16 protein-coding genes and 1 pseudogene are annotated in these 14,364 nt (G+C 63.8%); 11 read left to right on the top strand and 6 right to left on the bottom strand.

Going from position 1 to position 14,364, the window contains the following annotated elements; genetic code table 11:
* Window positions 1-29: 29 nt before the first annotated feature.
* The 3 genes from ACQKIE_RS09595 to ACQKIE_RS09585 are packed head-to-tail and all read right to left on the bottom strand — an operon-like array spanning window position 30 to window position 2,888.
* The gene (locus ACQKIE_RS09595; RefSeq protein WP_427458319.1) at window positions 30-494 is read right to left on the bottom strand and encodes an N-acetyltransferase family protein; all 465 of its coding nucleotides are present in this window, start codon (window positions 492-494) and stop codon (window positions 30-32) included.
* A gap of 4 nt (window positions 495-498) precedes the next feature.
* Complete coding sequence (ntrC, locus tag ACQKIE_RS09590; protein WP_427458317.1) at window positions 499-1,884, bottom strand: nitrogen regulation protein NR(I); 1,386 nt, start codon at window positions 1,882-1,884, stop codon at window positions 499-501.
* A complete protein-coding gene (locus ACQKIE_RS09585) occupies window positions 1,881-2,888 on the bottom strand; it encodes a two-component system sensor histidine kinase NtrB (protein WP_427458315.1) in 1,008 nt (335 codons plus the stop codon). Before ACQKIE_RS09585 ends, ntrC begins: the two co-directional genes overlap by 4 nt.
* A 238-nt stretch (window positions 2,889-3,126) precedes the next feature.
* On the opposite strand from ACQKIE_RS09585, the gene ACQKIE_RS09580 reads away from it, so the two are divergent.
* Window positions 3,127-4,227 carry a Fic family protein gene (locus ACQKIE_RS09580; protein WP_427458313.1) on the top strand — a complete coding sequence of 367 codons (1,101 nt, stop codon included), beginning with the start codon at window positions 3,127-3,129 and terminating at the stop codon, window positions 4,225-4,227.
* 31 nt (window positions 4,228-4,258) lie between these two features.
* Here ACQKIE_RS09580 and ACQKIE_RS09575 read toward each other — a convergent pair.
* Together ACQKIE_RS09575 and ACQKIE_RS09570 are read right to left on the bottom strand one after the other, a co-directional pair.
* A pseudogene (locus ACQKIE_RS09575) lies at window positions 4,259-4,486 on the bottom strand (DUF3788 family protein); the annotation flags it as partial.
* A gap of 15 nt (window positions 4,487-4,501) precedes the next feature.
* On the bottom strand, window positions 4,502-5,569 hold the full coding sequence (locus tag ACQKIE_RS09570) for a DUF1993 domain-containing protein (protein WP_427458311.1): 1,068 nt from the start codon (window positions 5,567-5,569) through the stop codon (window positions 4,502-4,504).
* 220 nt (window positions 5,570-5,789) lie between these two features.
* Between ACQKIE_RS09570 and ACQKIE_RS09565 the strand changes: the two genes are divergently transcribed.
* From ACQKIE_RS09565 to ACQKIE_RS09535, 7 genes are all read left to right on the top strand, one after another.
* Window positions 5,790-6,311 carry an OsmC family protein gene (locus ACQKIE_RS09565; protein ID WP_427458309.1) on the top strand — a complete coding sequence of 174 codons (522 nt, stop codon included), beginning with the start codon at window positions 5,790-5,792 and terminating at the stop codon, window positions 6,309-6,311.
* A 19-nt stretch (window positions 6,312-6,330) separates the two neighbouring features.
* Entirely contained in the window at window positions 6,331-7,557 is a 1,227-nt protein-coding gene (locus ACQKIE_RS09560) for an AraC family transcriptional regulator (RefSeq protein WP_427458306.1), read from the top strand.
* Between the two features lie 100 nt (window positions 7,558-7,657).
* Complete coding sequence (locus tag ACQKIE_RS09555) at window positions 7,658-8,575, top strand: NADP-dependent oxidoreductase (protein ID WP_427458304.1); 918 nt, start codon at window positions 7,658-7,660, stop codon at window positions 8,573-8,575.
* Window positions 8,576-8,722: 147 nt separating this feature from the next.
* Complete coding sequence (locus ACQKIE_RS09550; RefSeq protein ID WP_427458302.1) at window positions 8,723-9,340, top strand: nitroreductase family protein; 618 nt, start codon at window positions 8,723-8,725, stop codon at window positions 9,338-9,340.
* A 32-nt stretch (window positions 9,341-9,372) separates the two neighbouring features.
* Entirely contained in the window at window positions 9,373-9,918 is a 546-nt protein-coding gene (locus ACQKIE_RS09545) for a carboxymuconolactone decarboxylase family protein (protein ID WP_427458300.1), read from the top strand.
* Between the two features lie 5 nt (window positions 9,919-9,923).
* Window positions 9,924-10,547 carry an FMN-dependent NADH-azoreductase gene (locus tag ACQKIE_RS09540; protein WP_427458298.1) on the top strand — a complete coding sequence of 208 codons (624 nt, stop codon included), beginning with the start codon at window positions 9,924-9,926 and terminating at the stop codon, window positions 10,545-10,547.
* Between the two features lie 41 nt (window positions 10,548-10,588).
* Entirely contained in the window at window positions 10,589-11,161 is a 573-nt protein-coding gene (locus ACQKIE_RS09535; RefSeq protein ID WP_427458296.1) for a cytochrome P460 family protein, read from the top strand.
* A 20-nt stretch (window positions 11,162-11,181) separates the two neighbouring features.
* Here the strand turns inward: ACQKIE_RS09535 and ACQKIE_RS09530 are convergent, their stop codons facing one another.
* Window positions 11,182-12,039: a PA4780 family RIO1-like protein kinase gene (locus tag ACQKIE_RS09530; protein WP_427458294.1), complete on the bottom strand. Its 858-nt coding sequence runs from the start codon at window positions 12,037-12,039 to the stop codon at window positions 11,182-11,184.
* 178 nt (window positions 12,040-12,217) lie between these two features.
* On the opposite strand from ACQKIE_RS09530, the gene ACQKIE_RS09525 reads away from it, so the two are divergent.
* The 3 genes from ACQKIE_RS09525 (at window position 12,218) to ACQKIE_RS09515 (ending at window position 14,334) form a co-directional block, all read left to right on the top strand.
* Window positions 12,218-12,514: a hypothetical protein gene (locus tag ACQKIE_RS09525; RefSeq protein WP_427458292.1), complete on the top strand. Its 297-nt coding sequence runs from the start codon at window positions 12,218-12,220 to the stop codon at window positions 12,512-12,514.
* A gap of 163 nt (window positions 12,515-12,677) precedes the next feature.
* Window positions 12,678-13,526, top strand: coding sequence for an alpha/beta hydrolase (locus ACQKIE_RS09520; RefSeq protein ID WP_427458290.1), 849 nt, complete (start codon window positions 12,678-12,680; stop codon window positions 13,524-13,526).
* Window positions 13,527-13,644: 118 nt separating this feature from the next.
* Window positions 13,645-14,334, top strand: a complete 690-nt coding sequence (locus tag ACQKIE_RS09515) for a type 1 glutamine amidotransferase domain-containing protein (RefSeq protein ID WP_427458288.1) — start codon at window positions 13,645-13,647, stop codon at window positions 14,332-14,334.
* Window positions 14,335-14,364 lie beyond the last annotated feature (30 nt).

Genomic DNA, 14,364 nt, shown 5'->3' with positions numbered 1-14,364 from the left:
TTTCCCGCCGTTCCTCTCTGGGAGCCGCTTCAGCGGCGGCGTCGTTCCAACGGTGCCTCGTACATGTAGTAATGGCACCGCTCCATCCCCAGCCCGGCGTACGTCGTCTGCGCGCGCTCGTTCTCCAGCTCCACATAAAGCCGCAGCCCCACCGCGCCGGCACCTTCCGCCATCGCCTTCACGTGCGCGTACATTGCGCGGAAGACGCCGGCGCGGCGCGCCTCGGGGGCAACGTACACGCTCTGCACCCACCAGAAGTCGCCGCACCGCCAGTCACTCCATTCGTAGGTGACAAGCAGACAACCCACGGCGATGCCATCCAGCTCTGCCACCAGGTAGAAGCCGCGTCGCGGCTCGTCGAAGACGGCACGAACGCCGCGTCCGATGGTCTCGGGGTCCAGTCGCTTCTGCTCGGTTTCCCAAGCCATGGCGATGTTCCAGCGAGCGATGGCGTCGGCATCTTCCGAGGCCGCGCGGCGAATTTCCAAGGACATGGCGTTATCCATTCGGTGGGCGCCGCTTCCGCGAGGCGCCGAGCTTTCGGGTAAGGGTGTTGCGGCCGACACCGAGGGCGGCGGCGGCGTTCTGCCGGTGGCCGTCGTTCGCGATCAGCGCGACTTGCAGCAGGGTCTTGTCCAGCGCCTCGCGGGCGCGCGTGTGGATGTCCGGCGCACCTTGGGCCAGCGCATCCTGCGCCCAGAGGCGCAGCGCCTCGGTCCATTCGGTACCGCGCGCCTGGCCGGACGACACGCCGCCAAGGTCGCTGGCCTGGATCTCGACGCCGGGCGCGATGACCGCGAGTCGGCGGCAGAGGTTCTCCAGTTCGCGCACATTGCCGGGATACTCGCGCTGCTCGACCAACTTCATCGCACCGCGCGAGAAGCGCTTGGGGGGCAGGTTCAACTCGGCCGCCGCCTGGGCGAGGAAGTCCTTCGCCAGCAGGGGGATGTCGGCGCGACGGTCGCGCAGGGATGGGAGTTCGATGCGCACCACGTCGAGTCGGTGCTTCAGGTCGGCGCGGAAAAGACCGGCGGCGACGCGCGCATCGAGGTCCTGGTGCGTCGCGGCGATGATCCGCACGTTGCCGCGCATGAGCTCGCGCCCACCGACGCGATAGAACTCACCACCCGCGAGCACGCGAAGGAGGCGTGTCTGCAAGGCCAACGGCATGTCGCCGATCTCGTCGAGGAAAAGCGTCCCGCCCTCGGCCTGCTCGAAACGCCCGGCGTGTCGTCGCGTGGCGCCCGTGAAGGCGCCTGCCTCGTGGCCGAAGAGTTCGCTTTCCAACAGCTCCGACGGAATGGCTGCCGTATTGAGGGCCACGTAAGGCTTGCCGCGTCGCGCGCTTTCATCGTGCAGCGCCCGCGCAACGAGTTCTTTCCCGGTACCGGTTTCGCCGGTGATCAGTACGTTGAGGTCGCTTGCAGCCACGCGTCCGATCAGTCGAAAGACCTCGCGCATGGCCGCGCTCTCGCCGAGCAGCGCATGGGTCTCCACCCGTGTCGCCGGCACGACGACGACTTCCCGCGCAGCCTCAAGGGCGCGCTCCACGGCTTCGACCGCCAGGTCGAGGTCGAACGGCTTCGCGATGTAATCGGCGGCGCCCGCGCGATACGCCGCGGCAGTGGTCGCGACGTCGGTGAAGGCACTCATGACGATCACCGGCCCGATGTTGCGGCGGGTCAGGTCTTCCAGCAGGCGCAGCCCGTCCTCGCCCGGCATGCGCACATCCGTGACGAGGAGGTCCGGACGGCCCTCCGCCAGCGCCGCGCGCACGGCGTCGCCCGTGCTGAACTCGCGCACCGCGTGGCCCGCGTCGCGCAAGGCCTCGGCGAGCACGAAGCGCACGCCCCGATCGTCGTCGGCGATCCAGATCTCGCTCATGGGCGCTCCATCGGCAGGTAGAGCGAGAACGTCGTCTCGCCGGGGTGGCTGGTGTAGCGCAGGTCGCCGCCGTGTTCGAGGGCGATTTCACGCGAGAGGGCGAGGCCCAATCCGGTGCCATCGGCGCGACCGGACACGAGGGGCTGAAAGAGCGTGTCGCGAAGTTCGTCCGCCACACCGGGACCGTCGTCGGTGACGTCGACACGCAGTGCGGCGCGCACGACACGGTCGCCAAGCCGCACACCATGCTCCACGCGCGTGCGCAGGGTCAGGCCACGCGCGCCCGCCTGCGTGGCGTTCCGCGTCAAGTTCAACACGACCTGGAGGAGGCGGTCGGCGTCGCCGAGGACGTCTGGCAGGCTCGGGTCGTAGTCGTGACGAATAGCCGGTGCGTTCGGTTCGGCGGCGACGAGTCCTTCCAGGCGCTCGAGGAGTTCGTGCACGTTGACCGGCGCGATCCGCGCGGCGCCGCCGTGGCGCAGGAGCCCGTCGGCCAGGGCCGCAAGGCGATCGGCTTCGGCGATGACCATGGCTGCCAGTTGGCGGAGGTCATCGTCGCCCACCCGTCGTTGGAGCAACTGCGCCGCTCCGCGGAGGCCGGCGAGCGGATTTTTCACTTCGTGGGCGAAGCCGCGCAGCGTGGCGGAGAGCGGCGTGGCGGCGCGGGACGGCTCGGAAGCCAGCGGATGGACCTCGACGAGGATGCGCTGGTCATCGAGGGGTTGGATGGTGAGGTCGGCGACCAGCTCACGACCGCGGCCTATCCCGAAGCTGTCGCCTCGCAGGTTGAAGGCGCGTCGCTCCGCGAGGGTGCGATCGAGGTGGGGACCCAGCGTGGCGTTGCGCATCAAGGACGTCAGGGGCTGGCCTGTCGCGGTTCGCGGGCCGGTGTCTAGCATTTCGCCCAGGGCCGGGTTGAGCCAGAGGATCCGGCCAGACTCGTCGAGCAGGGCGAGGCCCGTGCTTACCAGCGTCAGGAGGTCGGCTTGTTCGGGTGCGGGCATTGCACCAATTTAGGGAATTGGGCTTGGCAGCGCAACGGCAGGGCCGCCGGGATCGGCGTCTGTCCAGAGGCGCGGATGGGGACAATCTGGCGGGGCGCGGCCCAATATCTTGTGTTTTTGCCTGGAGAAATCCCTAGAGCCGCTCCGTTGCTTCTTTCCGCGTGGAGACTACCCGCGTTGTCTCTACGAAATGCCCAAATGTTGGACACAAAATCGATAGGTTCTGTATGGTGGAACCATGAAACCATGGATTCCCGACAACCTCCCCGTGGCGCTGGACGCCGGACGCCTGATCAGCCCTCTCGGGCAGGCGACGGATGCTCTAGGTCGGTACGACGGCCTGCTTAGGGGCATGGTCAATGCCGAGTTGATGCTCTCGCCACTGACGAACCAGGAGGCAGTCCTGTCTTCCCGGATTGAGGGAACCCAGGCAACGCTTGGTGATGTCCTCGAAAGCGACGCGGGCGAAGAGTTCGACGAGGCGAAGAACGCGGACGTGGAAGAGGTCCTCAACTATCGGCAAGCCTTGCGCATGGCGCAAGAGATGCTCGCTGACAGGCCAATAACGCTGCAGCTGATTCGGCAAATGCACCAGATGCTAATGAATGGGGTGCGTGGTCAAGACAAAGAACCGGGGAATTTTCGGGTCGCGCAAAACTGGATTGGTCCGAAGGGCTGCCTCATGGAGAAGGCCAACTTTGTTCCGCCAAATCCTATGCTAGTCGCCGAGCACCTGGAAAGATTAGAAGCGTACATTGCTGGCGAGCATATCGACCCTCTCATCCAGGCGGCTGTGGTGCATGCCCAATTCGAAATCATTCATCCGTTCATCGACGGCAATGGCCGCATTGGTCGGCTGTTGATACCGCTCTTTCTCTATTCCAAGGGACGCATCCATCGCCCGACGTTTTACCTGTCCGGGTACTTGGAGAACCATCGTGATGAGTACTACCAGCGTCTACGAGCGATCACGGAAAGAGGCGAGTGGAATGAATGGGTCGCTTTCTTTCTCGGAGCAGTGACCGCGCAGGCGCGGACCAATGAGAAAGCTGCCACTGATATCCATGCGTTCTATGACGAAATGAAGGTTGCGATTCCTGCGGCGACCAAGTCGCAATACGCGGCTCAGATCACCGACACCCTTTTCAAACAACCCATCTTTAGAATCTCTTCCATCGAAGCGGGCGCTCACATTCCAACCGCCTCTGCGCATAAGGCCGTTCAGCAGCTCGTAGACGCGGGAATTGTGAGGCAAGTGCGTCGCGGAAGCGGTCGACGCCCAGCGCTTTACGTCCTCCCAAGGCTCATGAACCTAGCCGAGGGACGAAACATGTTCTGAGGAATCCATGAGCAAATGATGCGCCCAGAGTTCAGCCGCGCAATACCGGAGGCCGCTTCATTCGCAACAGCTCCATCACATCCTCCCGATCGCTCACTGAGCCAACCGCCATCTTCAGCCACTTCCCATCGGGATAGTCGCGCGCCTCGTCGTATACCTTCACCACCGGCGGACGCCAGGCGTACCGCCGCGCCTCGAAAGCTTCGCGCTCCGCGCGCCCCAGGACCACCTGGACAGAGAACTGCCGGTCTCCGGCCGAGAGGAATACGAGGGCTCATGCATGTTGGCTTTCCAGAGGTCCACAGAAGGCACCCAGTCCCGTGAGCCGCAAGCGGATGGCCCGAGCCACGTCCGGTTCGCTGGCATGCACCTCGATTCTCGCGTTGTCGAGAAGTCGGACCATCGTCCGACGGTCGGTCAGATAGATCGACGCCGCCCAACCGCGTTCAACGGCCAGCGAGAGAACCAGGGAAAGATCGTCGCCATCGTCGGGTGGGAACACCCAACCGGGCACCGCGGATAACGGCCGCGTCTCGCCCTGAGCCAGCCGGAAACCGGCGAGGGGATCCGTTTCGTATTCGTCGTCCCATATCCAGGCGGTGAAGAGCACCATCGCGGGCGTCAGCGAGGTGCGGTCCGGACCGAGGATGCTCGAGACGAGCAAGGTCGGCGCGATGGAGGCCACGTCGGCGGCGAAACTGGTGCCGCCATCCTCGAGTACATCCGGCTCTTGCTCTCCGTTGAGGTCATACGCGATCGACCACGCCGCGGCCTGCTCCGCGGTAAGGAATCGCAGGCGGCCCTGCTGCAGGGTCGGCCCGCCGATCGCATAGCCCTTGATGCGACCCAGGTAGTTCGTCTTGCCCACGTCGACGCGCCTGTTTCGCAATATCGCGTGCGCAACCGCGATGTGGAAATAGAAATTCGGCAGCACATACGCGTCGACATAGTCGTGGGCGCGCATCGCGTAGTGCGCGCCGCGGAACCCCTGGTCGTACATGAAGTGGTCGGACGCCTCCAATTCGGAAGCATCGACGGAACGGAGGAATGCCATCGTCCTCACGAGCCTGACCTGCAATGCCTCCACGGTGCCCTCGGTGTCGGGCAGCCAAAGAGGCGAGATGCCCGCCAGTCGCGCGACGGCGCCTTTAGCGGTGTCGGTGGCACGCTGGACCTGAGCCGTGAACGGCAGCATGTCATCGGCGAGCCGCGCATCGAGGAAGTCCCATTCACTCGCGCCGGTCGCCGCAGCGGTGGCTTCGATCTTGTTGAGATACTCCCGGAGCACGCAGAGCCCCCGATGCAATGAAGGCAAGAGGCGCTCAGCGAAAGAAGTGGTCATGGGTCACCGCAACGATAGGTTTCGCGTCCATAGTGCTGTCCCATTCGTGACCGAGCATCCGGCATACCGATCCATTCGTCCGCGGCGAAAGCTTGCGTTCATTGTTCGGATCATTGGGCACGCTTGCTGGACCCGAAAGAGCGCGGGCCTTCGTAGAGTGCGCTCCATGAATGCAGCCTCCGATGTATTGAAGAAGGATCCTTCGCCGCGAAGGACGCGTATGGCCGCCAGAACGTCGAAGGTCGAGTCGATCGTCACGACCGGCCCCGGCCCGGAGTCGGTCCACATGAGCGAGGGAAAGTACGGGCCGTACCAGGTTGTCGTGCGTTCGGCCTCGTCCACGCTGATCGTCGACGAACCGTTCGGTGCGGGCGGATTGGGCTCGGGACCCACGCCATTCGACCTGCTCAGCGCGGCGCTGGGTTCGTGCGCCCTCATGACCATGCGCCGCTATGCCACCGATCGCGGATGGGCGCTAGACCGCTCGGTGGTGCGCGTCAGCCACGAGCGATCGGCATTGGCCTCGCGGGATCGCTTTCTGATGGAGGTCCAGGTCGTTGGATGCCTGACCGCCCGCCAGCTCCACGCCCTCGTCGATGTCGCCACGAGATGTCCCCTCCATGTCACGCTCGCGCGCGGCTCGGACATCGAGACGCGCTTGATACAGCCAGGCGACCTGCCTGACATGGCCATCGGAAAGACCGCCCATATGCGGGCCATGAAGGAGGCCTGCGACAACTAAGCCTCGATCGCGGCGCCTCGTGCGCCGCGTCCGCTCGGGGAGTCCATTAGTCCACGGCGAGAGTGAGACCCTAGAATCCGTGGACAGGCGGCCGCGACAGGCCGATGATCAGGGTGCCAATGCCGACATTGCGACTGTTCCGCCCACTCGAGGGAGACAGACCGGCTGCGGCTGCCTGCACTCCAATGGTTCTCGATCTATTTTGGGTGACGCAGTGGTGACAGGACCCGCCGTACGAATTTCGCCACAAGACCTCAATCGCCTCCTGGGAAGCCTCGAGGTGAGCTTCGTCGCTTTGACCGAATGCCTCGTCAGCGAAGGCTATTGCCTCGAGATGGGGGGGACCAATGCCCCGGGCATCCACTACAACATCCAGGGTCGGGGCAAGCTGATCATCAAGGGATGCGCGCCGGTCGAACTGATGCCGCATACCCTGGTCATCGTGCCGCCCAATGCACCGTTCCGCATCGAGGCCGACGGCTTCCACCGGGGGTTGCAGAACCTGCGCACGGTGGACGGCATGCTGGTCGCCGTGTCGAAGGACTCGATCAATTACATCGTCGCCGGCGACGGTGATCCCGAGGTCATCCTCATCTGCGGATTCTTCGACGCCTGCTACGGCTCCGCCGTGGATCTGTTCAGCACGCTGACAACGCCCATCGTCGAGCAGTTTTCCGAAGCCGAACGCCTGGACACGACGCTCAAGAACGCCATAGCGGAACTGGTCACCCAGGAAGTCGGCTCCGGCGCGATGAGTTCCGCCCTCCTCAAGCTGGTCATCGTGCACATTCTTCGCCGATCCCTGCATTCGAACAACACATGGGTGGAGAGGTTCTCGCTGCTCAGGGATCCCCAGATTGCTCGCGCCTTCGCGGAGATGGCGAGTAATCCCGGCGGCCCCCATACAGTCAACTCACTGGCGCAGACGGCATACCTTGGGCGGTCCGCGTTCATGTCGCGGTTCACCGAGATCGTCGGTCAGCCGCCGATGAACGTCTTGCGCGACCTGAGGATGCGTCTGGCGGCAGAGCAACTCGGAACAGGACAGGTCCCCATCGAACAAGTGGTCCGCAATACGGGGTACGAAAGTCGCAGCAGCTTCGCTCGCGCCTTCCGCAAAGTATTCGGCATGGACCCTTCCGAGTATCGCGCCGCTTCGGCGAAGCCAAAGGATGCGCCGACGGGTGTCATGCCCGATCACGTGGCGGCGTGCCGCTCTCCTGCCACGGGTGTTCAGCGCTCCTGACGAGGGGAGCATCGCGGACGGGTGGATTCCACGGACGGATCTTCTGCACGGACTTCGAGCGGAAACTCATTCCTAGCCAACGCCGAACGACGAGACTTCCATGAAAGCGATTGTGGTGACTGACCAGGGTGCGGGAACCGCCGGCATGAAACGGGTGGACCGGCCCGACCCGCGCGCGGCGATCAACGACGTGGTCGTCCAGGTGCATGCGGCGGGATACGTCAACACGGAACTCGAATGGCCGTCCACGTGGACCGACCGCACGGACCGGGATCGCACGCCGACCATCCCCGGACACGAATTGGCCGGCATCGTCACGGCACTCGGTTACGGCACCGCCGGGTTGTCGGTCGGACAACGGGTCTTCGGCCTTGCCGACTGGTATCGCGATGGGTCCCTCGCGGAGTACGTGGCCATCGAAGCGCGCAATCTCGCGCCGTTGCCGGACGATGTCGATTTCACCGTCGCGGCGAGCCTGCCCATCTCCGGTCTGACCGCATGGCAGGGATTGTTCGTTCACGGCGACCTGCAGGCCGGGCAGCGAGTGATCGCCCACGGCGCGGCCGGTGCGGTGGGCTCAGTCGTCACGCAGCTTGCCCGCGAGGCCGGCGCTTACGTGATCGGCACGGGACGCACCGCCGACCGCCGTGCCGCACTCGACTTCGGAGCGAACGAGTTCGTGGACCTCGAAGGCGACGCCCTGGAATCCGTCGGAAAGGTGGACCTCGTGTTCGACGTCATCGGTGGCGACATCGGGACGCGTTCCGCCCGCCTTGTTCGCGCCGGCGGAACGCTCGTCTCCGTAACCGGCCCTTACGACACGACGTTCGACGGAATACGAGTGATCGACTTCGTCGTCGAAGCCGATCGTGCCCAACTGAGCGAGATCGTCGAACGCGTGCGCGACGGAAGACTGCGCCCGAACATCGGTGCCGTCTCGTCCCTCGACGACGCGATCGACGCGATCGGTTCAAAGGCACGGCACAAAGGGAAAACGGTCATTCGCGTTCGCCCGTGACGATTCCCTAGCGCCCGTAGCCCCCCGTTTACTTCGTAGCACTGGCCCCGGACCGGCGGCCGGCAGCGGGTGCCTGCGTGCAAGCCAGATACCCAGCAAGACGCCCCTCCTGTTGCGCCACCCACCCTTGACCCACCGGATACCCTCATGAGCAACCCCGTCATTGAAACGATCCTGAGCCGCACGGCCGCCAAGTACTACGATCCCAAGGCGACCTTGAGCGACGAACAAATTCGTGAGCTCGTGCGCATCGGCACCACAGCGCCGACGTCATTCCACTTGCAGAACTGGCGCTTCATCGCCGTGCGCTCATCCGAGGCGAAGGCGCGACTGAGCCCTATCGCCTGGAGCCAGCCGGCGATCACCGATGCCGCCGTCACCTTCATCGTCTGCGGGCAGTTGGCCGATTCCAGCGTGATTCCCGATCGTCTCGCACCGCTGGTCGCGTCCGGCGTCATGCCGCAGACGATGGTGCCCGAGTGGGAAATCCCGGCGCGCGACCTGTACATGGCGTTTCCGCAGCGCCAGCGTGACGAAGCGGTACGCACGGCCACGTTCGGTGCAGCGGCAATGATCTACGCCGCCCGCTCGCTGGGTCTGGGGTCGACACCGATGATCGGTTTCGACGACGTGGCCGTGCATCGCGAGTTCGGGCTCACCAAGGACGAAGTGCCGGTCATGCTGCTGTCGATCGGTGCCGAGCGCCCCGGAAACTGGGCGCAAAAGCCGCGCCGTCCGGTGGCTGAAGTGCTCGACCTCGTCTGATCAAACCCCGCCGATACACTGAGGAACATACGATGCCAAGAACCATTGCGCTGGATCCGGAACAGGTGCCTGCGGAATCGAAAGCGACGCTCGCCGCCTTCACGAAGAACATCGGTTTCACGCCAAACATGATGGCCGCTTTCGCGCAGAGCCCACTCGCGTTCAATGCATGGGCCAACTTGCTCGGCTCACTGAGCAAGGCGCTCGACGTGAAGACGCGTGACAGCATCGGTCTCGCCGTCTCTGAAGTGAACGCATGCAACTACTGCCTGACGGTCCACAGCTTTACGGCCGAAAACCTGGCGAAGCTGTCGGCCGACGACATCATCCTGGCTCGTAAAGGTCATGCTACCGAACCGAAGCGCGACGCCGCGGTCCAGTTCGCGCGCAAGGTCATCGAGACACGTGGTCAGGTCGTCGACGCCGACCTGAAAGCGGTCCGCGACGCGGGTTACACGGACGCGAACATCATGGAGATCATCGCCCTGGTGGCGATGTACTCGCTGACGAATTTCTTCAACAACGTGTTCGACCATGACAAGGATTTTCCCGCCGTACCGCCGGCAGGTTCGATCTGATTGGCATGAACATCCTCCATATCGATTGCAGTCCGCGTCCGGGATCGCATAGCCGCGCGTTGTCCGCGGCCATTGTCGAGAGGCTGGTGGAGGGTGCCCCCGGCGCGAGCATCAGTCGGCGAGACCTCGCGTTCCATCCGGTCCCGCACCCATGGCCTGACTATGCGACGGCTTTGTCGTCACCGGCGACCCTCGCCGCCCCTCCTCCGCGTTCGCTGGACGTCTCGGAGTTCCTCATCCAGGAGGTCGAGGCGGCGGATGTGATCGTCATCGGCACGCCGATGAATAACCTGACTGTGCCATCGGTCCTCAAGGCATGGATCGATCAGGTACTTCGTGCGGGCCGCACGTTCACCTCGACGCCCGCGGGGAAGGTGGGGATGCTCCAGGATCGACCCGTCTTCGTCGGCATCGCGTCCGGTGGCATCTTCGCGGGCGACCGCGCCAACCAGCCCGATTTCCTCAGGCCTTACCTTTCGGCGGTGCTCGGCAGCACCGGGCTCAAGACGCTCCACTTCCTCGCCGTGCAGGCCACGGCGTTCCTCGATCCCGTGCAGGCCGTCGCCGCAAGGGAACAGGCGCTTTCGACGATCGATTTCAAGCGCTTCGCGGGGGTTCCGTGCCTGTGATCGCGGGACCGACACCTCACTCCATCCCGAAGGAAACAACGATGATTTCCAAACTGTGTATCGCCACGACGTCGCTCGCCCTGGCGATGGCGATCGCCTCGATGCCCGCGAACGCCAAGGACAAACCCGTCAAGGCACCGCTGTCCATTGCGGATGCCACCGGTGCCATGCATGTTCCCGACGGCTATCGAACGTCGTACGACTACCTCGGCACCTGGTCGATCGCGGCCCCCAAGGGGAAGGACGGCGCGGCGGAAATGCACGTGGTTTACGCGTCGCCGAAAGCGGTGGAAGGGTACAAGAAGAACGGGAAGTTCTCCGACGGCGATGTCCTCGTGAAGGAGGTTTACGCAACCGAGACGATGCCGATGACCACCGGTATCGTCAGCCACACGGAAAAGCTGAAAGGCTGGTTCGTGATGGTCAAGGACGACAAGAACAGCCATCCGGGAAATAAACTTTGGGGAGACGGCTGGGGATGGTCTTGGTTCGATGCGGGCGATGCGAAGAAGACCACGTCCACCGATTACCACAGCGACTGCCAGGGGTGCCACGTTCCGGCAAAGGACACCGACTGGATTTATGTCCAGGGGTATCCTGTGTTGAAGAAGTAGGCGTAGCCAACGCGAGCGGATTAGTAATCTTCTTCCGCCGCCTCGCGACCCTGCTGCCGAATGAGCGCCTCTTCCCGGGCGTCATTGATGGACTGCCGGATGCTGTCGAGATCGACCTCGGTTTCATCCGGCTCGAAATGACCTGTCAGTTCCGAATCCGTACGGAGTTCACCAGCCTGGAACAAGGACCACATTTCTTCGCCGTACCACGTTTCAAGCAGGTCGGGCGCCGATCGTCCAAGGTATGCGGTGAGATTGTTGACGTCACGCAGCAGCATGGTGCGGGCCGCATTGTTTCCCGCCGCGCTGACCACCTGCGGAAAGTCGATCACGACGGGGCCTTCCTGGCCGATAAGGACGTTGTATGGCGAGAGGTCGCCATGGATCAGTCCGGCACACAGCATCAGCACGACCTGCCGCACAAGGACCCGGTGGTATTGCCGGGCGTCGTCGGCGCTGAGATCCACCTCGCCGAGACGGGGTGCGGAGAGCCCATCGGCGTCCGTCACCAGTTCCATCACCAGCACGCCATGGAAATAGCCGTACGGCTCGGGCACGCGAACGCCCGCGTCGCGCAGCTGGTAAAGCGCGTCGACCTCGGCATTCTTCCAGGCGACCTCCTGCTGCTTGCGCCCGTACTTGCTGCCCTTGCCGATGGCGCGCGCCTCGCGGCTGCTGCTTACCTTGCGGCCTTCCTGGTACTGCACGCGTTGCTGGAAGCTACGCTGCGCCATGTCCTTGTAGACCTTGGCGCAACGTATGTCGTCGCCGCTACGGACGACGTACACCGCCGCCTCCTTGCCACTCTTGAGTGGCCGGAGCACGTCGTCGATGATGCCGTCATCGATCAACGGCTGCAGGCCTTGCGGGGTCTTCAAGGTATCTCTTGGGTCAGCGGCACGGCGAACGCGGCCATCAACCGCGAATTTTCACATTTCCTTGCTCATAGCGCCAATTTCGGCCCAGGCGCTCGATTCATCCCCCCGCAAGGAACCCAAAGGCACACTCCGGGTGGCAGTGATCCCCCGGCCTCGTGCCTCGTACGGAGATAGTCCCATGCGCCATTCCGCCCTGCTCCTGGCCACTTCGCTCGGCCTCGCCCTGACCTCCCAGGCCTTCGCTTCCGACCGTCCCGATCCGGGCAAGCTGACCACCCGCTGCCTGGATGAAGCCGCCGACAAGTTCGACGTGAAGAACGATTACATCCAGCTCCAAGGCGTCAAAGCCGCCGAGTCCGGTGCCGGCTACACCATCGAAGGCACCGCCGACGCGGGCATCGATGGCAAGAAGAATTTCACTTGCCAATTCGACAAGAAGGGCAAGCTGGCGAATATCGTTCCCGAGAGCAAGTAACGCCCAAGGATCGCTGGCCGCGCGGGACGTGTGGCCAGCGATCAGGCACCCCGATGCGCACATTGGTGCCGCTCGATCACCACCATGGTTCGCCGCGCACGACTAGCGAGCCTGTGCAATTCGTTTGATCGTTCTTACCTGAAATCATCCGCCTCCTGCCGTCATGAGCGTGCGTAACGTTCGCGTCGGCATCGAGTGTCCCGATCGGATGACACGGAGCGTAAGAATGAACAAGTCGATATCCCGACTCCTTTTGGTCGCCGCGCTGAGTGTCGGCATGGCAGGCGAACCCGCGCTCGCGCAAACGACAGCAAAGCCAACGATCATCCTCGTGCACGGCGCCTGGGTGACAGGCAACGGCTGGCGGCCTGTCCATGACCAGCTGGTGCGCGATGGATACCGGGTAGTCATCGCGCAACATCCGCTGACGTCATTCCAGGCGGATGTGACGGCCGTGCAACGGATATTGGCCCTGCAGACGGGTCCGGTGGTGCTGGTCGGCCATTGCTACGGGGGTGCCGTCGTCACGCATGCCGGTAACGATCCGAAGGTGAAAGCACTGGTCTACATCGCGGCGCATGCCCCCGACGAAGGCGAGACGCCGATCGGGAACGATCGGAAGTTCGTGAATCCGGCCAGCCATGCCGGTAAGGACGTGCGCAGGAGCAGCGATGGATTCCTCACTTTCGATCCGACGATGTACCGCGAGGATTACGCTGCCGATCTCGATCCAGTCACCGCGCGCTTCGAGGCCGATGCCCAAGTGCCGACTGCGTTAAGCGTCTTCGAGACCCCTGCAGGGCACCCGGCCTGGAAGGACAAGCCAAGTTGGTACATGGTCGCGGGCAGGGACAGGATCCTGAGTCCTGAGCTGGAGCGGATGTATGCCAGGCGCGCCCATAGCAGCACTGTTGAGGTCGCCGGGGCCAGCCATTCCGTGTACCAATCCCATCCGGTCGAGGTCGCGGCGCTCATCGAGAAGGCGGCGGGCGCCGTAGCCCAGGGTCCTTGATCGTGCCAGGGGTACCGACCGACTCGCCGGACCCCGCCGATCAGTGCACGAATGGACAATCCGCGGGAAGGCCCCAGGCGTAGCTTGCGGAAGTTCAGGGGCTCAACGAGGTGCTTCCATGAAGATCCTGATGGTGATCACGTCCCACGACACGCTTGGCAATACCGGCAAGAAGACCGGGTTCTGGCTCGAGGAATTCGCCGCTCCGTATTACATATTCAAGGAAGCGGGCGTCGACCTGGTGCTGTCGTCCCCGAAGGGCGGGCAGCCGCCTTTCGACCCGAAGAGCGACGAGAAGGAATTCCAGACTGAACTGACCGCCCGCTACAAACAGGACAAGGACGCACAGAACGAGCTCGCCCACACGGTGAAATTGTCGACCGTGAAGCACGACGATTTCGACGCCGTCTTCTATCCCGGCGGACACGGACCGATGTGGGACCTGGCCGAAGACAAGGATTCCATCGCGTTGCTCGAGGCGTTTTACGCCGCCGGCAAGCCCCTCGCCCTCGTCTGCCACGCGCCAGGCGTCCTGCGCCACGTGAAGCGCCCGGATGGCGAGTGGCTGGTCAAGGACAAGAAGGTGACCGGCTTCGCGAACAGTGAAGAAGAAGCGGTCCAGCTCACGAAGGTCGTACCGTTCCTCGTCGAGGACGAGCTGAAAGCAAAGGGCGGCAAGTTCTCGAAAGGGCCCGACTGGAAGCCTTACGTACTCATCGACGGACTGCTTACCACCGGACAGAACCCCGCCTCGTCAGGACCAGGCGCCACCGTCTTACTCGCGCTCCTCCGCTCGCGGGAACCTTGAGCGTTTTTTTCTGGCGACCCTTCTTCAGTT

Source organism: Luteibacter sp. NPDC031894, from assembly GCF_050273135.1.
GTDB lineage: Bacteria > Pseudomonadota > Gammaproteobacteria > Xanthomonadales > Rhodanobacteraceae > Luteibacter.
Note: the sequence above shows the minus strand (reverse complement) of the source record. Positions and strands in the feature narration are given on the sequence as shown.